Origin of the sequence: Candidatus Hydrogenosomobacter endosymbioticus, from assembly GCF_021654655.1 — a bacterium.
In the GTDB taxonomy this organism is placed as follows: domain Bacteria; phylum Pseudomonadota; class Alphaproteobacteria; order Holosporales; family GW7; genus Hydrogenosomobacter; species Hydrogenosomobacter endosymbioticus.
This window is the reverse complement of the sequence record NZ_AP025225.1, coordinates 706,586-726,567: the sequence shown is the minus strand read 5'-3', so window position 1 is coordinate 726,567 and position 19,982 is coordinate 706,586. Positions and strand designations below refer to the sequence as shown.

Annotated in this window: 17 protein-coding genes and 2 tRNA genes; 11 read left to right on the top strand and 8 right to left on the bottom strand. The window is 41.3% G+C overall.

Going from position 1 to position 19,982, the window contains the following annotated elements:
• Positions 1–30 precede the first annotated feature (30 nt).
• Positions 31–1,467 (bottom strand): dihydrolipoyl dehydrogenase, encoded by a 1,437-nt coding sequence (lpdA, locus tag HYD_RS03370; RefSeq protein ID WP_236864920.1) that lies wholly within the window; start codon positions 1,465–1,467, stop codon positions 31–33.
• Between the two features lie 32 nt (positions 1,468–1,499).
• Positions 1,500–2,171, bottom strand: coding sequence for an alpha/beta hydrolase (locus tag HYD_RS03365; RefSeq protein WP_236864918.1), 672 nt, complete (start codon positions 2,169–2,171; stop codon positions 1,500–1,502).
• A gap of 112 nt (positions 2,172–2,283) precedes the next feature.
• Here HYD_RS03365 and HYD_RS03360 point away from each other — a divergent pair, with 112 nt between their 5' ends.
• Positions 2,284–3,516 (top strand): IscS subfamily cysteine desulfurase, encoded by a 1,233-nt coding sequence (locus tag HYD_RS03360; RefSeq protein WP_272876442.1) that lies wholly within the window; start codon positions 2,284–2,286, stop codon positions 3,514–3,516.
• Between the two features lie 33 nt (positions 3,517–3,549).
• Here the strand turns inward: HYD_RS03360 and HYD_RS03355 are convergent, their stop codons facing one another.
• A complete protein-coding gene (locus tag HYD_RS03355; RefSeq protein WP_236864915.1) occupies positions 3,550–3,774 on the bottom strand; it encodes a hypothetical protein in 225 nt (74 codons plus the stop codon).
• 202 nt (positions 3,775–3,976) lie between these two features.
• Between HYD_RS03355 and HYD_RS03350 the strand changes: the two genes are divergently transcribed.
• The 4 genes from HYD_RS03350 to HYD_RS03335 all read left to right on the top strand — a co-directional run bounded on the left by HYD_RS03350 (position 3,977) and on the right by HYD_RS03335 (position 8,375).
• Positions 3,977–6,061, top strand: a complete 2,085-nt coding sequence (locus tag HYD_RS03350; protein WP_236864913.1) for a PAS domain-containing sensor histidine kinase — start codon at positions 3,977–3,979, stop codon at positions 6,059–6,061.
• 52 nt (positions 6,062–6,113) lie between these two features.
• Positions 6,114–7,307 carry a CCA tRNA nucleotidyltransferase gene (locus HYD_RS03345; protein WP_236864911.1) on the top strand — a complete coding sequence of 398 codons (1,194 nt, stop codon included), beginning with the start codon at positions 6,114–6,116 and terminating at the stop codon, positions 7,305–7,307.
• A gap of 106 nt (positions 7,308–7,413) precedes the next feature.
• Entirely contained in the window at positions 7,414–7,863 is a 450-nt protein-coding gene (locus HYD_RS03340; RefSeq protein ID WP_236864909.1) for a hypothetical protein, read from the top strand.
• 164 nt (positions 7,864–8,027) lie between these two features.
• Positions 8,028–8,375 (top strand): hypothetical protein, encoded by a 348-nt coding sequence (locus HYD_RS03335; RefSeq protein WP_236864907.1) that lies wholly within the window; start codon positions 8,028–8,030, stop codon positions 8,373–8,375.
• 69 nt (positions 8,376–8,444) lie between these two features.
• Here HYD_RS03335 and gatB read toward each other — a convergent pair whose 3' ends face one another.
• The gene (gatB, locus tag HYD_RS03330; RefSeq protein ID WP_236864906.1) at positions 8,445–9,932 is read right to left on the bottom strand and encodes an Asp-tRNA(Asn)/Glu-tRNA(Gln) amidotransferase subunit GatB; all 1,488 of its coding nucleotides are present in this window, start codon (positions 9,930–9,932) and stop codon (positions 8,445–8,447) included.
• A gap of 201 nt (positions 9,933–10,133) precedes the next feature.
• Here gatB and gltX point away from each other — a divergent pair, with 201 nt between their 5' ends.
• The 3 genes from gltX (at position 10,134) to HYD_RS03315 (ending at position 12,263) form a co-directional block, all read left to right on the top strand.
• Entirely contained in the window at positions 10,134–11,537 is a 1,404-nt protein-coding gene (gltX, locus tag HYD_RS03325) for a glutamate--tRNA ligase (RefSeq protein ID WP_236864904.1), read from the top strand.
• Between the two features lie 114 nt (positions 11,538–11,651).
• Positions 11,652–11,724, top strand: a tRNA-Gly gene (locus HYD_RS03320).
• Positions 11,725–11,828: 104 nt separating this feature from the next.
• Entirely contained in the window at positions 11,829–12,263 is a 435-nt protein-coding gene (locus HYD_RS03315) for a keratin (RefSeq protein WP_236864901.1), read from the top strand.
• Positions 12,264–12,385: 122 nt separating this feature from the next.
• Here HYD_RS03315 and uvrB read toward each other — a convergent pair whose 3' ends face one another.
• The 3 genes from uvrB to lpxA all read right to left on the bottom strand — a co-directional run bounded on the left by uvrB (position 12,386) and on the right by lpxA (position 15,647).
• Positions 12,386–14,356: an excinuclease ABC subunit UvrB gene (gene uvrB / locus HYD_RS03310; RefSeq protein ID WP_236864899.1), complete on the bottom strand. Its 1,971-nt coding sequence runs from the start codon at positions 14,354–14,356 to the stop codon at positions 12,386–12,388.
• A gap of 166 nt (positions 14,357–14,522) precedes the next feature.
• Positions 14,523–14,596, bottom strand: a tRNA-Pro gene (locus HYD_RS03305).
• Between the two features lie 229 nt (positions 14,597–14,825).
• Positions 14,826–15,647, bottom strand: a complete 822-nt coding sequence (lpxA, locus tag HYD_RS03300; RefSeq protein ID WP_236864897.1) for an acyl-ACP--UDP-N-acetylglucosamine O-acyltransferase — start codon at positions 15,645–15,647, stop codon at positions 14,826–14,828.
• 196 nt (positions 15,648–15,843) lie between these two features.
• Between lpxA and HYD_RS03295 the strand changes: the two genes are divergently transcribed.
• Positions 15,844–16,191 (top strand): hypothetical protein, encoded by a 348-nt coding sequence (locus HYD_RS03295; RefSeq protein WP_236864895.1) that lies wholly within the window; start codon positions 15,844–15,846, stop codon positions 16,189–16,191.
• Positions 16,192–16,605: 414 nt separating this feature from the next.
• Complete coding sequence (locus tag HYD_RS03290) at positions 16,606–16,923, top strand: hypothetical protein (protein ID WP_236864893.1); 318 nt, start codon at positions 16,606–16,608, stop codon at positions 16,921–16,923.
• Positions 16,924–17,043: 120 nt separating this feature from the next.
• Here the strand turns inward: HYD_RS03290 and HYD_RS03285 are convergent, their stop codons facing one another.
• Positions 17,044–18,312 (bottom strand): glycosyltransferase family protein, encoded by a 1,269-nt coding sequence (locus tag HYD_RS03285; protein WP_236864891.1) that lies wholly within the window; start codon positions 18,310–18,312, stop codon positions 17,044–17,046.
• 296 nt (positions 18,313–18,608) lie between these two features.
• Here HYD_RS03285 and HYD_RS03280 point away from each other — a divergent pair, with 296 nt between their 5' ends.
• Positions 18,609–19,937 carry a hypothetical protein gene (locus HYD_RS03280; RefSeq protein WP_236864889.1) on the top strand — a complete coding sequence of 443 codons (1,329 nt, stop codon included), beginning with the start codon at positions 18,609–18,611 and terminating at the stop codon, positions 19,935–19,937.
• Positions 19,938–19,982: the final 45 nt, after the last annotated feature.

The following is a 19,982-nucleotide window of genomic DNA, read 5'->3' as shown; positions in this document are numbered from 1 at the left end:
GCCAATCGAAAATAATCAACTTGCATCGCATCATATATGAAGAGCGCGATCATAAGCATTAAGCACGGCCTCGTGAATAGCCTCACAAAAGCTAGGATGAGAAAACACAGAATGGGCCAACTCCTCATCTGTAGCCTCAGCGGCCTTAGCAGTAGTAACAGCATGTATCAGCTCAGACACCTCAGCGCCAACAAGGTGAGCCCCAAGAAGCTCTCCCGTATTTTCGTCAAAAATTACCTTAGCAAATCCGTCAGACTCTCCTTGAGAAACGGCATATCCATTCGCTGTAAATGGAAATCTTCCAACTTTAATTTTGCGCCCCATATCACGAGCCTGTCTCTCGCTTATACCGACACTAGCAGTCTGCGGATACCCATACACGCAAACAGGTATCGAGGAATAATCCATAGGCCCCACGGCTGCGCCAGCCATATGCTCAACACACAAAATTCCCTCATGACTTGCTTTATGCGCCAGCCATGGCGTAGTGCTAGCAACATCTCCTATTGCATACAGTCCAGGTTCGTCCGTCAAGCCAAAATCATAAACAACGATTCTTCCTTTTTCAACTTTTGCCATCGTATTTTCTAGCCCAATACCACTAGAATTTCCAGCAACCCCAACCGCAACTAAAACTTTTTCTCCGCTCCAAACATGCGAACTCCCGTCAACAGACTCAATCGCAACATCGACGACTCCCTCAACATCATTACGCCTTGACCACAATGCTTTCTGCTCAAAGAAAAACTTTATTCCGCGCTCAGAAAGCATATTGCAAACATAGCCCGATACGTCTTCATCTTCAGACGGAAGAATTCTATCACGAGCCTCAACAACAGTAACCTCTGTTCCAAAAGAATGAAAAATGTTGGCAAACTCAATCCCTATCGCCCCAGCTCCAATTATCATCATCGATCTAGGTGCACGGTCTGCAGAAAGCGCCTCTTTATAACTCCACAAATACTTCCCGTCGATATCAAACCCAGGAATAGATTGCGGCTTCGAGCCAGTAGCAACTATAACTTTCGATGCTGCTATCTCCGAGGAAACGCCGCTGCCTTCAAAAATAGAAACAATAAATCCATCTACTGATTTCGATTTTATCGATGCAGCAGCACGAAATACTCTAACTCCATTTTTTTTAAGCAGACCGGCAATCCCAGACGAAAGCTTCTCAATTACACTTCTAGAGTTGATAGCCATCTCTGCAAAATCTATAGACACATCGCCTGTCTTTATTCCATGAAAAGCCAACTTCTTACTGTCAGAAAGAAGGCGGAGCAACTTTGCGCTCTTCAAGAAGGCTTTTGTTGGTATACACCCGCAATTTAAGCACACCCCTCCAAGCTTGTCTTTTTCCACAACAGCAACAGAAAATCCCAGCTGCGCAGCCCTTATAGCAGCAACATATCCACCGGGCCCTGCCCCTAAAACCACTACATCAAACCGCTCAAATCCATCAACCATCCAATGTTCCTTTCACATAACGACCAACAAAATCAAACTACATCCGAATATGCATCATCAAGACTATGCAAAGACTCTTTCGAATACCGAAAGACAAAGTCCTCAAGCTCTTTCATATGTTCGCTAAAAGAGTGATCTGCACCCTTTATCATATGAAACTCTATGGCATTCTTCCTTCTCTGGATCGACAGATTATACGCAAGTCGCAGAACGCTTTCCTTAGGAATCATGTCATCGCACTCCCCATGAAGTATAAGGCCAGACACTGGACAAGGCGCCAAAAATCCAAAATCATATATGTTGGCAGGAGGACTTATAGATATAAATCTCACGCATTCAGGACGGCGCATCAAAAGCTGCATCCCTATCCAAGCGCCAAAAGAATAGCCCGCCACCCAACACTGGCTAGCCATTTTATTATTATCCAAAAGCCAATCCAAGCAAGCGGCCGCATCGCTTATCTCATTTTCTCCGCCACTAAACGACCCTGGGCTCCTGCCGCATCCCCGAAAATTAAACCTCAAAACTCCAAAATTTAAAGACGCAAACACTCTAAACAGAAGATATATTATCTTATGCGCCATAGTTCCATCGTGCTTCGGGTGAGGCGGAGCTATTATGACAATCGGAGCGTTCCTAGAAGCTGGCGCATGGTATCTGGCTTCAACCGGTCCGTCCGCACCGACAATCATTATATTAGACATTCAAAATCTCCGAAAACAACAAAAGAAAACAACTAACTACTCAACTAGTATAAATTTTACAAGGTTGGTATACCATAGGAGTATATCAGGGCAAGAGGAAAAGGTCAAAAAAATGTTAACGAAGCTCCCAGTTTACTTAGATTATCAAGCGACTACCCCTTGTGACAAGAGGGTTGTTGAAAAAATGATTCCATTTTTTTCAGATATTTTTGGAAACCCAAGCTCTGACACTCATACTTACGGATGGGAAGCCTCTCAAGCAGTAGAATCGGCAAGACAACAAATTGCATCTGTCGTAGGAGCAAAGCCAGAAGAAATCTTTTTCACCTCTGGCGCGTCAGAATCAAACAATCTAGCCATAAAAGGAACTGCCCAGTTTTTGATAAACCACCCTATTCGACCCAAAAATCATATACTAACGTGCGCGACAGAACATAAAAGTGTGCTGGAGAGCTGCCGCTCGCTTGAGAAAAACGGTGTGCATACCACATACCTTCCTGTAAATGGTCTTGGAATAATAGATCTCGACCAACTATCAGAAAATATCACAGACCAAACTTTTTTAGTTTCAATAATGGCCGTAAATAATGAAATAGGCGTCATACAAAACCTCAAAGAAATAGGAAAAATTTGCAGAAGTAAAAACGTATATTTTCACGTTGACGCAGCCCAAGGATTTGGAAAAATAAAAATAAATGTTGATGAAAACAACATAGACATGATGAGTATCTCCAGTCACAAAATATACGGTCCAAAAGGAGTGGGCGCCATCTACATCCGAAAACGTCCAAAGGTGAAGCTGTTTCCAATTCTACACGGAGGAGGACAAGAGCGAGGGATAAGGTCTGGAACGGTACCGTCAGCACTGTGCGTAGGTCTGGGAGAAGCGGCAGAAATCATGGATAAAGAACGCGAAAAAGACTGGCAACACGCTCTGATTTTACGTAACAAATTTTTAGACATAATAATGCGCGAATGCAGCGAAGTTCACATAAACGGATGCATGGAAAAACGCGTCCCAATAAATGTAAATTTATGCTTTTCTTGCGTCGAGTCAGAGGGACTTATGACTTGTGCAAAAGACGTAGCTATTTCCGCCGGATCTGCCTGCTCCTCAGCGTTTTTAGAGCCTTCATATGTCATATGCGCTCTTGGAATAACAGAAGACCTAATAAACACAGCAACCAGGATAAGCTTTGGCCGAAACACAACAGAAGAAGAAGCAGAATTCGCCGCGCACCACATAGCAGAAACTGTAAACCGCTTGCGTCGCATGAGCCCTCTTTGGGATTCAAAAAATAACAGGTCGCTCACGCGTTTCCCATGTCATTGCCCAATGAAATAGTCTCATGCATGTAGGCACGCAATGTTTCACCATTTATCGCAACCATAGAGTTTCAGAAATCACAAACTGATAGCTCATGAAAGCTCCATGCTCTACTGAAAAAACATCTTCATTGAAGTCTTGAACAAAATCAGCAAAAATAGGAGTCGTGAAATAGCCGGGTGCAGGAATTGTGAGAAATGATTTCCAACTATTTTCATCGGTTTGGCTTTTGCTCACGCTCGCTTTGTCTTGCTTCGGTTCATGGCATTTTTTCATAAATAGTCAGCCATTGTTCTCCGCAGGATTCGTTTTGTTTTTTCTCATAAATGTTGCCTTCTTAAATCATGTAAGTGTATTTCAAAAATTCTCATTTTTGTTTCCTGGAATGTTCATTTGTTCAAACAGAAGCGGAACTATCTTATTCTCTACTAAAATTATTAGGAGTTCTCGGCTATTCGGTGAGCACAAACTGCGGCACATGCGCGAAATTGCAGATATAGCAAAAACGACAGACAGAGATTTTTTTACCTCACCTAATGACATAAACCGAGTTCAGATTATAGAGCTTGATTATGCAGGGACTTCGCAAAAATTCGTTGTTAGAAAAATATCTCTCTCGAAAAACCTAGTTCTCTGGCAATTCGAGGAAAATAGGGCTCAATCTATACTAAGCGAATTTGCAAGCACGCTTCTGTCTCATCCTCTTCCAGTATGCATAGCCTCAGATGAAGGAAAAATTCTATTCGTAAATAGTGTTTTTACAGAATGGCTCGGCTATTCCGTACAATATCTATACGGGTCAGATTTTCTAGATTTATTTGAGACTCCTCCAAGCTCATGGGAAGACTTCCATACGAAAGTATTTCTTGTTAAAGATGCTAATGGCGCTCTTATACCAACAGCCATATCAAACGTAATATCGCTCCCAAGCGTTGATATTGTAGGATTATTTCTTGCACCGATGGAAGCTACGAGCAGAATAAAAAGCGTCAATGATCCCGCGCTTCTGGAACTAATACCAATAGCTGCCGCATTCTTAGACGAGCGCGGAGGAATAAAAGCGGTAAACGGCCTTTTAAGAAATAAGCTGCCTTTTTACTCCGGAACATACACAGCTCTTGGCCAATGGATAGCGGAAAAAGATAAAAGCGCTCTTGCAAAATCCCTTAAAACGATAAGAAAAAGCAGGTCCATGCAAGACCCTGTTTCTCTTAGGCTAAAAGGACGTGAAAATAAAACGATTACCGCGTTTTTAAAATACATACTGCCAAACGATGAAAGATCTCCAGGACAGTTTCTAGCCGTATTCGACGAACCAGCGGAAGATAGGCTTCCAGCAAAAGATACAAATCCTCAACGCTTGCAAATTTTAGGTCAATTATCGGGCGGCATCGTACACGACTTTAATAATCTGCTCACCGGTATAATGGGATTTTGCGACCTGCTACTGCAGCGTCATACCGACGGCGATTCCTCTAAAGACATAATGCAAATAAAGCAAAGCTCCATGCGCGCTGCAAAACTGATCCAACAACTTCTAGCATTTTCGAAATCAACAACTCCGGTATGCTCGCCACTAGACATACCATCTTGCATACAAGACCTGGCGCCTCTGATACGAAAAATGATAGGCCCTAAGATCATGTTTACAATTCAGCAACAACACTCTATAAGACAAACGTATGGAGACCGAGGCCAACTCGAGCAAGTCCTGCTTAATCTTGCGATCAATGCACGCGACGCCATGCCAAACGGCGGCTCGTTGATATTTTCTATAAAATCTGAACTGATCTCCGCGCCAATCCCTGTCGCAAAAGGTTCCCTGTCAGCTCAAAAATATATAGTAGTAGACGTCATCGACACCGGAACAGGAATACCAAAAGAACACCTCTCGCATATATTTGATCCGTTTTTCTCCACAAAAGACCCGGGGCAAGGGACTGGACTCGGGTTGGCAAATGTAATACAGATAATGGAGTCATTCAAAGGTGGCGTTAACGTGCAAACAGCACTAAAGAGCGGCACAACATTTTCGCTTTATTTCCCAGAATACGCTGACGCACCAACAGAGGGCAGCGTAACTTATGCAGCAAATACAACAGCGGCACCGCAAAAAATTCGCTCTTCGTCAGCAAAAATACTTCTCGTCGAGGACGAAGACGCCGTTCGACTTTTCGCATCCAGAGCACTTAAAGAAAAAGGTTATGATGTTGTCGAAGCTAGAGATGGTCAGCACGCGGTTAGTATAGTAAAACAACACCCTGATGTTTCAATAGTAGTGACAGATGTTATGATGCCTGGCGTTGACGGTCCTTCTCTCGCAGAAATAGTTAGAAAGAACAATTCGGAGATAAAAATTTTGTTCGTTTCTGGATATCCGGAAGATGAGGTCCGCGCACACCTTTCAAACACAACGTCTGATGTGTATTTTTTACAAAAGCCATTTGCTCTTACAGAACTAGTGAACGAGGTACAAAAATTAAGCTCCATAGACGACACAAAAAAAATCGTCGCGGAAATAAAGTCGACAACACAAAAAACCATAGCTAACAGCAATGTCTAACGTACAAGAAAAATTATCGTGGATTCACCAAGAAAAACATCAAAAGATCCTCATGCTGATATCTGAACTATCTGGCGAAGGCCGGTTTGTTGGAGGAGCTGTAAGAAACTCTCTGCTTGGGCTTCCGTTCGATGACTTTGACATAGCAACGACTTTATTGCCAAACGAACTTATGGCAGGCCTTTCAGACAAGGGAGTTTGCGTAATACCAACTGGCATAGAGCAAGGAACCGTAACCGCTGTAATAGAAAAGCAACCCTACGAAATAACGACGCTACGACGAGACGAAGAAACTGACGGAAGGCGGGCAAAAGTAAAATTTACAAATTCATGGGAAGCAGACGCTTCTCGTCGTGACTTCACGATAAACGCTATTTACGTAGACTCAAACGGAAAGCTTTATGATTATTTTAATGGACTACAAGACATCTCCCTAGGAAAAGTTCGATTTATAGGCAACCCCACACAAAGGATTAAAGAAGATTTCCTAAGAATACTTCGCTTTTTCCGCATGCATGCGTTCTATGCAAAAACAGAGCTTAATGAAGAATGCCTATCAGCATGCATAGAGCTAAGGCATAATCTTAGAATCATCTCTGGAGAGAGAATTACAAAAGAAATTTTAAGAATGCTCTGCTCGAAGAATCCGTGGCCGTGCATCCGCTCAATGCACAAAAACGACTTTTTCAAGCATATCTTCACTATTAACGAACAAGCGCCTTCTTTTAACAGCCAAATATTCGAAAACATTTGCCAGTTAGAAAAAACCCTCCGAATGCAATCAGATAATCTAACAAGATTATGCAGCATAGGTGGCCATCATTTCCCGAGGCTCCGCCTGTCAAGAAATCAGCAAAAGTTTCTTAACCTTGTGTATTCCTGCTCTGCATCCATCTCTCACGCAAAAACCAGCATAGCAAAAAACATTTACACCTGTGGGAAAGATATCACAATTGGCTCTTTGTGGATTCAACAAGCAGCAAACATGCACGAGAAGCATGAAGCAGGTTCTTCTGCTGAACGTCTTAAAAAAGCTATAGAGTTTGTAAACACCTACGAAATTACAGAATTTCCAATTACAGGAAAAGATATGCTGTCTCTAGGCCTTACCGGAGAAAAAATCAAGCATTCTCTTGCATATGCTCGCAATTGGTGGATAGACCGCTGGGCAGAAAGCGGCACATATCCATCGGCCCAAGACTGCATAAATCATCTTATGGATAAAATCAATAATATAAAACTGTAAAAGCAACAGCCATTGTGTTTTGTTAATATTTATTCTGAAAAAAATATTGACTTTTCCATAAACAGGCGTAGTATGCATCATAACGGTTACTATGCGGAGAATAATAATGAATAAATTTAACTTATCAACAGCGGCGGTTTGGCTCGCTGTTTGCATCTCAGCCACTCCTCATACCGATTGTTTATCTGCGCCAAAATGGAAGCCTCAATCTTTACAGAAAATTTCCCCTAACGATGTCAACGACAACTTTTTCGATTGCGAAAGCCCTGTTAAAGCACAAAATAACAAAAAGTTGCAGATTATCAAATTGTCCAATAAACTACTAAAAAAAATAGACAATATGCTTAAAATGCAACTTGATCACAACCAAGAATTAGAAAGACTAGCCGACGAAGCTAAGCTTTATTTAGAAAAAATTAAAATCCGCGATGTATATTATGCTTCTGATTTTCTAGCATTAAGAGAATATTATTCTGGACTGAAAAAATTATTTAAGGCTAATAAAAAATCATCTAAACCGCATGACATACAGGCAATACCGGAAGAAGAAGAATAGCGGTTGTGCAAAACTTTACCATAAAGCCTGTTTTTATAAAGCAATGAATAACTTCGGTTATTCATTACTTTGTTTTCATAATCATTCGGCTTTTCTCTTATTTAATTTTAATTAAATAAAATTAATATAATATATTAATATGGTTCATATTACATATCGCCAACATGAAAAAATTATTAATTTTATTTATATGCGCAGGGCTTTGCGCTGGGTTAGTTCAGAATAACGATTCTTTTGCTTGTAAAGGTCTATTGGATAGTTGTTATGGCAACAATGTCCAAATTGACGAGGGAGAAGTACTAGTAGGTGGGTATAATCCGCATTTGGAAGAAGAGATCCCTGTGGAGGGCGTAGCGCATGTTCCACCCGGTGGAGAAATAGGTGCGCATGGAGGAGTGATACCTGAAGAGGCCGCATTACACGAATTGGAATTGTTGCTCAACAACTCCAACATATCCACAGGCCAAAGCACCCCACAAATAGTCGCGCATGTTCCACCCGGGGGAGAATAGATATCTGAAGGAGAAGCTGGCTATAGACTATAACCACATAAATCTCTAAGCCAGTCTATCTCCGCAACTTCACAGCGCAGACCTCATTTTCCCTAACTTCTCTTTCATAATTTCCTGTATAACATGAGGGTTGCCTTTTCCTTTGCTAGCTTTCATCGCCTGCCCCACTAGGTAACCGAATATTTTTTCTTTTCCAGAAAGAAATTTCTGCACTTGCTCGGGCTCTTCAGCCAAAACCCTGTCTATCATAGAACTAAGCTCTTCGCGAGAAGACACCTGAGCAAGCCCCTTGCGCTTTATCACAGAACCTGGGCTATCTCCGGTTTCCCACATGCCCGCGAACACTTCCTTCGCAGCAGCGCCAGAAATGTTTCCACTTAAAATTTCACACACAAGTCTCGCAATATTTTCAGGAGAAATTTTTGACTCTGATATACGCAAACCATATCTATTAAGGTGTCCAAAAAGCTCCCCGATGATCCAGTTCGCAATTAGCTTGCACGATTTCTCACTCCTCGACGGAAGCTCAATCACAGCGGCCTCAAAAAAATCAGCAAAGTCTTTGTCTTCAGTCAAAACAGCTGCGTCGTACTCTGTAATCTCAAATTCTTTCACGAATCGTGCCGCCTTTTGCTCTGGAAGCTCCTGCATACCCTTTGCGATATCCATAATATACTCTTCAGACACAATAATCGGATATAAATCCGGATCTGGAAAATATCGATAATCGTGCGCATTCTCTTTGTCGCGCATTACTCTTGTGGAACACGATTTTTCGTCAAAAAGCCTGGTTTCCTGATCTACATTTTTCCCAGATTCTATGAGAGAAATTTGTCTTTTTATCTCATATACAATAGCTTGCTGGACAAAGCGCACAGAATTAAGATTTTTTACCTCTGCTCTGGTGCCAAGCTTCTCGCCAGGTACACGTACAGAAATATTCACATCAACGCGAAAATGCCCCTCATCCATATTTCCGTCGCATGTTCCAATATAACGAAGAATTGTTCTCAGCTTTTTTATAAACGCCCCTGCTTCTTCCGGACTTTTTATCTCCGGCATAGTGACGATCTCCATAAGCGGAGCTCCTGCCCTGTTAAAATCTATAAACGACACCCCGCGCTCAGGATCATGCATAGCTTTTCCAGTGTCCTGCTCCACATGAATCCTGTGTAAATTTATTTTTTTCTCTGACCCATCCTCAAGTTTTATGTTTAAAAAGCCGCCCAGCACAATCGGATCTTCGTTTTGAGATATTTGATAGCCCTGAGGAAGATCTGGATAGAAATAATTTTTGCGCTCAAAAACAGTTCTTCTGTTAATAGTCGCGCCCATACTAAGACCTGTAAGAATTGCTTGCCCCAAGCAAAACTCGTTTAACACTGGAAGCGTTCCTGGAAGGGCGAGGTCCACAACGTTTATCTGAGAATTCTGTTCAGCTCCAAACCCTATAGCAGACGAAGAAAAAAGCTTCGTCTTAGCTGATGTTATTCTTGCGTGAATCTCAAGCCCAATATCAGCCTCAAATTCCATCTTTTCCCCATAAAACAGCTTCATCGCAACCTCCGAACAAAACAGCTAGAAAACAAGCATGCACCACAAGAGACATGCGCATTCTATCATCAAACATCTCTTGTTTTCCATATTTTACCAACAGATGCCGCGAGATTTACACAACATGCTCTGCGTTATACCGCTTTTATTTTTGCCAGTTTTAATTCAGACTTGGTCCGAAGAGTATTGTTTGTCGCCTTAATCATGAAAATAGATATAGTAACAAGGTTCGCGCCATCGCCGACTGGAAGCTTACATATAGGCTCCATTCGCACAGCTTTTTTCAATTGGCTCTACGCAAGACACTGCGGTGGAAAATTCCTGCTAAGAATAGAAGACACCGATCGAGAACGCTCTACGGAAGCATCGAAAGAAGAAATTTTGTCTACTATGAGGTGGCTTGGATTGTTGTGGGATGATGAGGTTGTAATACAATCCCAACGAGCAATACGTCATCAAGAAATAGTAGCTCGAATGCTAGAAAATGGAAAAGCGTATAAATGCTATTGCACGCAAGAAGAACTGAAGCAAATGCGCGAGCAGGCTGAAAAAGAAAAGAGGCCTTCGTTATATGACAGGCGCTGGAGAGACCGCGAAGAAAAAGATGCTCCCGATGGAATTGCTCCGGTTATACGCTTAAAAGCACCGATAAATGGTATAACGACGATAGATGACAAGGTGCTGGGAGAAGTTAGCGTTGATAATTCACAAATAGATGACATGATACTTTTGCGCGCCGATGGATCTCCCACATACATGCTAGCAGTTGTCGTAGACGATTATGATATGGGGGTGACGCATATCATACGCGGCGAAGAGCATTTCATAAACGCGTTTAGACAAGCTCAGATATACGCTGCTATGGGGTGGCCTATTCCAACAACCGCGCATATACCTCTCATTCTAGGAACCGACGGAAAAAAGCTTTCAAAAAGAGAAGGCGCCGTTAGCGTCGAACAGTATAAAGAGCGCGGGCTTCTACGCGAAGCCTTTCTAAACTATATTCTTCGACTTGGCTGGTCTCGAGGAGATGAAGAAATAATTTCGCTCGAAAACGCAGTAAGATGGTTTGATTTTGACGGACTAGGAAAGTCTCCAGCAAAAGCAGATGAAACAAAATTACTTTTCTTAAACGCACACTATATCAAAAACAAAAGCTCTCGAGAAATATTAGGTCTTATAAAAGAGGATCTAGAAAAAGCAGTTGATACAAATATTGATACAGAAACAGAGCTCCGTCTTATTACAATACTCCCGGCAATTCAAGAGCGCTCTAAAATTCTTCCAGACATTATTAGGATGGCAAAAGTATACTGCACGAAAGATCTTCAATCCTTCGATGAAGGAATTTTAGACCTAATAACATCGGATCAAATAGAACATGCGCAAAAAATAGCAAACGACCTACAAGATCTTTCTGATTGGAGCATAAAATCTATAGAACTATTTATAAAAAATTGGGCAGAATCCAAAGGTCTCAAGCTTAAAGATGTCGCACAGCCACTGCGCATATTAGTCACCGGAAGCCGGATATCTCCTGGGCTCTTCGAAGTTATCCACGCTCTAGGAAAAGAGTGGACTATGCACAGAATTATGTCCGCATCATGAAAATAGACAATCAACCAATATAGAAAGAAGAAAGAGCTAAACGATACCGCATACCGCGAAAGAGGCGCAAAAGCTCTTGACGGTAAAAAGTTTGTAAAATATCATTAACCAGATGCGGGCGTAGCTCAGTTGGTAGAGCATAACCTTGCCAAGGTTAGGGTCGAGGGTTCGAGTCTCTTCGCCCGCTCTTAGGGTTTGTTTATTTTGTATCTATGTTAATAAGAATTTAATCGTAAAATGATACCTTGTTTGTATGTAATTAATAGTTATAATACCACAAGGAGAATAAGCATGAATGCAAAATCTTATGTTACATGTTTGGTTGCTTTGATTGCGTTCGGACAAAACGCTGTTGCAGACAATCAAGCTGCAAGCGGAACTCAACAACCGCAGCAGCCTCAGCAATCTGCACCTTTAGCATCAGCTGTCGCGTCCGATATAGCGACAGCAGCAGCTGACGTTCAGGCCGTAAGAACAACCATAGCAAACCTAGAAAACCAACTTCATGAAATTTCAAAACAACTTCACGGCGCAAAAAGAGAGGCGAAGGACCAGATATCGCAACTAAAAGACCAATATAGCAATATAAAATCCCAGCTTATGCAGCAGCTTGAAGGAGCAACAAAAACTCTCGCACAAAATGAGCTACAAAAGCATCACGACTTTTTAAGGGGATGCGACTCCACCCTGTCTGCAGTTCTACACCTAGCAGGAATAAAGTTATAACTCTATACGTTTATTAAGTTTTTTATAATAAAAAAAGCGCTATAGAAACAATAGTTTTTAAATAATAGTCTTTGCCGACCATGTATAGACAAACATTATATCAAGCGAAAGTAAATTTTGTTTTATTTTCGCCTTTTTTTTAACATATCCCTAATCCTAGCCGCTTCTTCAAATTCAAGATTTTCAGCAGCCGCAACCATTTTTTTCTCTAATTCTAAAGTTGAAAGCATAGCTATTCCAGATTCATTTCCCGCATCTTTAATCACTATTTTTGATTCTTCTTGTAAACCGCTTTCTAAGTCGCAGAAATTGACTATATCTTTGCGCACACGGCATATGGTCCTAGGCGTTATATTGTGTTTATTATTATATTCCATCTGTCTAGCCCTTCTTCTAGAGGTTTCCTCAAGGGCATAGCGCATAGATTTTGTTATTTTGTCTGCATATAAAATCACTTTACCATCTACGTTTCGCGCAGCTCTCCCTATTATCTGAATCAAAGAAGACGATGAGCGAAGATATCCTTCCTTATCAGCGTCAAGAATCGCAACAAGACTGCATTCCGGAAGGTCTATCCCCTCACGCAGAAGATTTATTCCTACCAATACGTCAAACTCTCCTCTTCGCAAATCCTGCAAAATTTCTATTCTTTCAAGAGTGTCTATATCAGAATGCATATATCGAACTTTAATAGACGCAGCACTTAAGTACTCCGTTAAATCCTCCGCCATCTTTTTTGTTAGCGTTAAGACCAGAGCTCTTCCTCCAGATGATATGGCGGATCTCAATTCACCAATAAGATCATCCACCTGATATTCTGTTGGACGGACAAAACACTCGGGGTCCAGCAGACCTGTTGGGCGAATAACTTGTTCCGTTATAACTCCTTCTACCTGTTCCAGCTCCCATGAACCTGGGGTAGCAGATACAAATATAGTATCTGGACGAAGCGCCTCCCACTCATCAAATTTTAAAGGCCGATTGTCTTTGCAAGATGGAAGACGAAACCCATAATCAGACAAATTAGACTTTCTTGCCTGATCCCCGTTATACATCGCTCGAAGCTGTGGAATGCTGACATGACTTTCATCTACAATAAGAAGAGCATCCCGCGGCAAATATTCAAAAAGTGTTGGGGGAGGTTCTCCGGGACTCCTCCCTGTTAAATAACGAGAATAATTTTCTATACCTGGGCATGTTCCGGTGGACTGCATAACTTCTATGTCATAATTCACCCGCTCACGCAGGCGCTGTTCTTCAACGAGCTTATTTTCTGATTTCAGCTCAGTAAGTCTTGCGTCCAGGTCTATTTTTATTTCTCGCAAAGCTTGAATAACTGTTGGGCCAGGAGTGGAATAGTGGCTATTTGGAAAAATGCGAACCGAATCTAGGCTAGCCTCTTTATCTCCTGTGATCACGTCGATCTCAAATATCCGCTCAAGCTCATTTCCAAAAAACTGAAGCCTCCATGCCCGATTTTCGTAGTGAGATGGGAATATGTCCACATTATCGCCACGCACCCTAAACATGCCGCGCACAAATGATATATCATTACGCTTATACTGTATCTCTGTAAGCCTAGCAAACAGCTCACGAAAAGACACTTTATCGCCAACAGATATCGCGAAAGACATCCCAGAGTACGATTCAACCGCTCCTATACCGTATATGCAAGAAACACTTGCAACTATTATCGCGTCCCTGCGTTCGAGCAATGCACGCGTAGCACTGTGCCGCATTCTGTCTATACGCTCGTTAATTGACGCATCTTTTTCAATATATGTGTTTGTTTTTGGAATATACACTTCTGGCTGAAAGTAATCATAATAAGACACGAAATACTCGACCGCATTTTCTGGAAAAAATTCTTTCATCTCTCCATATAATTGGGCCGCAAGCGTCTTATTAGGCGCAAATATAAGAGTCGGCCGTCCAGCGTCCTGTATGACATTTGCTATTGTAAAAGTTTTTCCAGACCCAGTAACGCCAAGAAGCACCTGATTTTTCTGCTTTTGGTATAGGCCACAAAGAAGCTCCCTTATTGCTTCCGGCTGATCTCCGCTGGGGAAAAACTCAGACTTTAACTTAAACAACGCGGTTCCCCGAGATTTGGAAAAAGCACAAAAACCGGAACAAGAACGACGGCTGAGAAAAAGCGGATCCCACCAGAAAACAAACGAACCACATTATACAAAACAAAACACCACGCGATTGCGCTCTTAAACAAGCAAAGCAACCAAGCGTCTAAACAAACACACGTCGGGGCGAGAGGATTTGAACCTCCGACATCTTGCTCCCAAAGCAAGCGCGCTACCAGGCTGCGCCACACCCCGCGCTTCCAAATGTACATGAAAATAACCAGCTTTTACAATAGGCCTATTCGCCCATAAAAGAAAAATAGAAACCCAGTAGCCTCGGATAAAGCCGAGAAATACCTAATGAATATAAGAACTATAGCGCGAAAGTGCATAATTCTTCAGAAACAAGGTTTCCAAAAAAAGCCGAATACACAGCGGCACTCAGCATAAAAAACACGAAACGAAACGAAACAAAACAGAGCGCTTAGATTTCGCCAATATCCTCAGTCATCATTTTATTCCGCACAGCGCAAAAAGATCTCGAGGAATCTTGGCCCACAAAATCACACAGGAGACTTACTGTTTTAAATGAACGAAGCTCCTCGCTAAGCATAACAACTTTGTCTCTTGCGCTCCCTACAATTGAGTCAACAAACAAAGCCCTAAAGGCTTTTCTCAAAGCGTGTATCTCATCCCTTGAAAACCCATTTCTCTTGAGACCTATGATATTCAACCCAGCTATCTTAGCCCTGCTTCCTATCACACTTCCAAACGGTATCACATCATCAGCGACGCCCGCCGTTCCGGCTACTATGGCATATGCTCCTATTCTTACAAACTGGTGTATAGCGGCAAGACCGCCTATAATAGCTTTATCTCCGACAGACACATGGCCACCTAGAGTAGCGTTGTTTGCCATAATCACCCCTTCACCAACAACACAATCGTGCGCAACATGAGACGCCACCATAAGCAAGCAGCCGTCCCCAATCGTCGTTTTCATTATCCCGCGCTTAGTTCCAGAGTGTATTGTCACATGCTCTCGCACCTGAACCTTTCTCCCTATTTCTACGAATGACTCCTCCCCACAATATTTCATGTCTTGAGGAGCCAAGCCAATTGTTGCAAAAGGATATACTATAGAACCGCTCCCTATAGACACTCTGTCATGAACTATAACGTGAGACAAAAGAACAACGTTATCGCCAAAAACAACATTTCTTCCCACAGTACAGTATGGACCTATGTACACATTTTCACCTGCCACAAGGTCGCAGCTGACTATCGCCGTTGGATGAATAAACACCTGATATCATAAAAAAGAGCGCCACCCACAATGGTAAAAAAATTTTGCCTCCAGCGCAACTTTAATAAATACTCTATAAAAATTCGAAATTGCAATTTTTTAGAGTTTGTTGCCAAATATACAAATATACATTTTAAATATATTTTAGCATATTATATTATACGCTAATATATGGCCTATAATTTTCAACTTAATCATGAAAAAATTATTTTTATTTTTATTCGCGCTGACCGCGGCATCTTCAGCTTTTGCTGGTCAGGATGAATTTTACTCTAGAATCAACAACCTAAAATCAGCTATAAATTCTAATTGGCAGTCCTCAGAAAATGACCGCATCCGCTTAAAGATAGCCCTCGAAGAAATGCTTTCATATGAAGACACTTTTGGCGACACAATAGAAATGTCAACAATGGGAATAAAACGAGCTAGTGAAGCAATAAAAAAAGCGCAAGAAATTCTTAAAAATCTTGAAAATGTCAATAAAAAACCGCAAGATCAAAAAAATATGATCTCTGATTTCGATAAGAATCCGCAAATGCAATAACCAAAAAATATCAAATGCCGCATAAAAAGCTAACACCTTAGAATAGTTATCGACAAAATTTCATATAACACTTTATACGGCATTTATCTCATTAGATTTCTTCAAAACTAGGCTTAAAATAAAAGCTAAAAAGAAAACCGGAGCGCTTGCGTGCGAAAAATTGTCAATGAAAATATTATCGCTATGCTCAAGCTACTTAAAACTATATCGGACAAACATAGAAATAATGAAGAAGCTTTACTCTCAAATTTAATTTGATTGTCGGCTTTTATAACATCAAATTAATAAAATGACAATTTCTAAGAGGTTTAATTGTTACTAATAAATCAAATCGCCTTATTAAGCATTGTTTTAACGATTTATTAAATTATTTTTTTTATTATTCAAACATCAATCTATCTCACTAAAACACCAATGAAAAAATTATTTCTATTCTTATTTGCTTTAACGACAGCATCTTCGGCTTTCGCTGATGAAGAAGATTTTCGCAAAAGATTCTACGAATTAATGACTGCCTATAATGAAGCCGCAACTTCTCCATCAGATAAAGCGCTTGCTGCTCTTACAGATAAAATTCACAACATGGAATCTGCAAGAGATCTACTCGATGTAAGCATCACAAATATCAAAAGAGCCGACGAGCTTCTAGAAGACTCAAGAGAGCTAACAGGAATGCCCAAAGAAGGCGTCTCTATGAGACAAATTTTAAGGCGCGAAACGCTTGGTGAGTAGCCTACAGAATAACGTCAAATCTATATAATGTCAAATCTATATAATAAATTAATTGCAAACATGATTAGCGGCCTGCGCGCCATTCAAACATCTTGGAAAGTCTCAGGCCCGTCATAGTTCTTATATCCCCTTTAAAAGAACTTTTAGCTTTTGGCTTTCGTTCTCCCAGCACAGCTCCTGGGCCGCCTTCAAACAATTTTCTTTATATTCATTGATACTGTTTATATCAAAAGAATCTATGGTTTTTGCAATTTCTTCAGGGGTTGAACCTTTAATTACCTTCCCTAGATTATATTTTTTTAGTATTTCTTCCATCTCTTTACAGTCAGTAACGCACAAAGCCATTCCAGCCATGATATACTCAAAAAATTTGTTTGGAAGCCTATATTCTTGCTGCGGACTTATTTTAGGAACAACTATTATACCGATGTCAAATTTGCTCGCCTCTTGCACTATGTCCTGAAATGCTACCAAAGGCTCGAAAACTATCTTATGCTCTACTCGAAATTTACAAACAAGCCTTCGTATTTCTTCAAGATATCCACTCTTCCAAGAACTTCTTAATGTAAGAGTAGCGTTGCTTTTACAAATAGAAAGAGCTTCTATTATCTGCTCAATACCTCTGCACGGAGAAGCAATCCCGTGATATAGAATAGAGAATTTGTCCGCCTTCACCTTGTTAATTTCCTGCTTAGAGTAAACAGGCACGCTACGAATAACTGTTGGACACTTTTCAAGCTTATAATCATCCATAAGAAGGTCTGCTATCCCCTGGGAAACGGTTGTGATTAGCGCAGCCTTCGGAAAATATTCCTTTTGCAGAAAATGTATATAGTTTTTCCTAAACAAAAACCAAAGTATGTTTGTAAAAAAAGACTCTGTTTTTCCAGCCATAACTCCGTATTCATGCGAGTCTAGCGTGTAGCTTATGTTTTTTCTGGCCGCCAGCTCAAAAGCAACTGGAACCGTATGGTAGTCATGACAAGCTATGAAATCAATGTCCAGATCTTTCAGGACTTCGAATATATCCCAGTATACCTTACGCCTCCAATACGCAAAAACCGCGGCTCTCTTCGACAAAGCAAATATCTTGTATATCTCTGTAGCTCTATCAAAAAACATATCTATTAAATCTCTTCTAGATTTTTTATTTGATACCATCTTCGCTAAGTCAGCAATAGAGACTGATAAATACGGCGACATTTTATATGTATATGGTGGAAGATACCCAGACAGATTTATAAACTCCCATCTGCTATCGACTTTATCCTTTCCGCTAAAGCCAGCAACGTATACTTTAAATCCATTGCTAAGAAAAAAATCCGCCTGCCTCACAACCCTTGGCGACGTCGCAACGTGAGTAAACGAAATTATTAATACTTTCTTCATCGAATATCACCGCCAGAACGATTCTCGCTTCAGCACAAAAACTTGCCCACATGCTATCATGTAACAAAAAATTTACCAATCTTGCCTGTTTATACGCCATTCGACTATCTCACGTAACGCTTGCCTATTCGACCTCATTCGCACATCTATTAAAGTTCTGTCTCTATGCGATTACAAAAACAACACATATTCCCAGCTGATTGGTGAAAAAATTTAATTTATCGTAAAAAAGTATTGTTTTTCTGGGGAACGAATGGTATAAAGGGCCGTGTGGAGTAGGTGAAAAGATTTACGCGATGTTTAGAAAGTTTTTGTTTTTAGGGTTTGCGCTTTCTGCGGTTGCGGCTGCGGACGGTGTTGGTTCGCAAGCTGCTGGTAAGGATGGCGGGTTCGAAGTTACGTTTTCCGGTAAGTTTTTGTCGGATGCATTTTTTGGAAATCAGAAGGCTCTTGGCACCTATTCTCTTAGGAAAGACGACTCTGGAAAGGTCTCGGCCTCCTATAAGGAAAACAAGAATCAGCACGTTATGTTTGCTCTGGACAATTCTAAGGTAAACATAGAGGCTAAATCTTCGAAGGATTGGATGGACTACTCTTTCTTGTGCTCGTTTACGGGTGATAAAAATGCAGGTTATGGCGTACGAGAAATTTTCGGTACTTGCGGTGCGAAATCGGTTGGTTTAGTAATGTTTGGCAACACAAAAGGTGTTGAGGATAGGTGCGCCGTTTCTCCAGTTGACTTTGCAGCTGGTAGCGGTGGCGTTGATGGTAACTTTTTTAGGTTTGTAAATGGAACATCTGGTGTATGGATGGCCCCGACTCTTATAGGAGAAACGGGGTATGCCACGAAATTTTCTGCGTATTCTGAGAGATTTTATGGGTTCCAGCTTGGTGTTAGCTATGCCCCCAACAACCAACACCTTGGCGAGCAAGGTCTTAAAACAGACGCCAGCCCATACAGAGATCATCCAGTTCCGTTTTGTATTAATGTTTGGTCTCCCGGAGTTAACTATCTGTATAAGGTTGACGGAGGATATTTTTCTATGTCTTGGGTTGCTGTCTCTGGCAAGACTAAAGCAGAGCTCGCGAATAGCCCCATGTTGAAAAGGAGGAACACGTTTTCTCACGCTGTTGGCATGACATGTGGTATTGGAGCTTTTGAGTTTGGGGTTGAGGGAATATTTAACGGCAAATCGCAGACATTCTCTAATAATATGTTAGGCATATCCCCAGTTGTTAATGGAACAGCTATGCAGTCGATGGGTTATTTTGCTAACAAAGCTGGAAAATATTGGTCTGTGGATGCTGGAGTTGGCTATACAATTGGTTCTGGCAAGCTGACATTTACGTATCTGCACTCACAGCGACACACAGGGTTTGCTAAAGATCTCGCTAGCAAATCAGTAGTTGCCAAAGGGGATGCATATGTGCTGTCCGCCGAATACAATGTTGCTCCTGGACTTATGCCTTTTGTCGAAGGGGCTGTGTATAAAATGAAGAATAAGGCGTGGGCTTATGGTGCTGCGTATAGAGTTCTTGCTGCTGACAGCTCTTCGCATAGCGTTGATGCGGTTAAAGGAAATACAGCGAAGGTTGTGTTGTGTGGTATAAAGGTTCAATTTTAGCTGTTTTAATAGGCGCGGTAAACGCTGTTGTTGTCCGCGTTGTTG

Bases quoted from the DNA above. Each gene is read 5' to 3' on its own strand.
- gltX (WP_236864904.1), top strand. From the start codon at position 10,134: ATGAAAATAGATATAGTAACAAGGTTCGCGCCATCGCCGACTGGAAGC.
- HYD_RS03280 (WP_236864889.1), top strand. From the start codon at position 18,609: ATGTTTAGAAAGTTTTTGTTTTTAGGGTTTGCGCTTTCTGCGGTTGCG.
- HYD_RS03335 (WP_236864907.1), top strand. From the start codon at position 8,028: ATGAAAAAATTATTAATTTTATTTATATGCGCAGGGCTTTGCGCTGGG.
- HYD_RS03290 (WP_236864893.1), top strand. From the start codon at position 16,606: ATGAAAAAATTATTTCTATTCTTATTTGCTTTAACGACAGCATCTTCG.
- HYD_RS03365 (WP_236864918.1), bottom strand. From the start codon at position 2,171: ATGTCTAATATAATGATTGTCGGTGCGGACGGACCGGTTGAAGCCAGA.
- HYD_RS03315 (WP_236864901.1), top strand. From the start codon at position 11,829: ATGAATGCAAAATCTTATGTTACATGTTTGGTTGCTTTGATTGCGTTC.
- gatB (WP_236864906.1), bottom strand. From the start codon at position 9,932: ATGAAGCTGTTTTATGGGGAAAAGATGGAATTTGAGGCTGATATTGGG.
- HYD_RS03350 (WP_236864913.1), top strand. From the start codon at position 3,977: ATGCGCGAAATTGCAGATATAGCAAAAACGACAGACAGAGATTTTTTT.
- HYD_RS03355 (WP_236864915.1), bottom strand. From the start codon at position 3,774: ATGAAAAAATGCCATGAACCGAAGCAAGACAAAGCGAGCGTGAGCAAA.
- HYD_RS03345 (WP_236864911.1), top strand. From the start codon at position 6,114: ATGCTGATATCTGAACTATCTGGCGAAGGCCGGTTTGTTGGAGGAGCT.
- HYD_RS03295 (WP_236864895.1), top strand. From the start codon at position 15,844: ATGAAAAAATTATTTTTATTTTTATTCGCGCTGACCGCGGCATCTTCA.
- HYD_RS03360 (WP_272876442.1), top strand. From the start codon at position 2,284: ATGTTAACGAAGCTCCCAGTTTACTTAGATTATCAAGCGACTACCCCT.
- HYD_RS03340 (WP_236864909.1), top strand. From the start codon at position 7,414: ATGAATAAATTTAACTTATCAACAGCGGCGGTTTGGCTCGCTGTTTGC.
- lpdA (WP_236864920.1), bottom strand. From the start codon at position 1,467: ATGGTTGATGGATTTGAGCGGTTTGATGTAGTGGTTTTAGGGGCAGGG.
- HYD_RS03285 (WP_236864891.1), bottom strand. From the start codon at position 18,312: ATGAAGAAAGTATTAATAATTTCGTTTACTCACGTTGCGACGTCGCCA.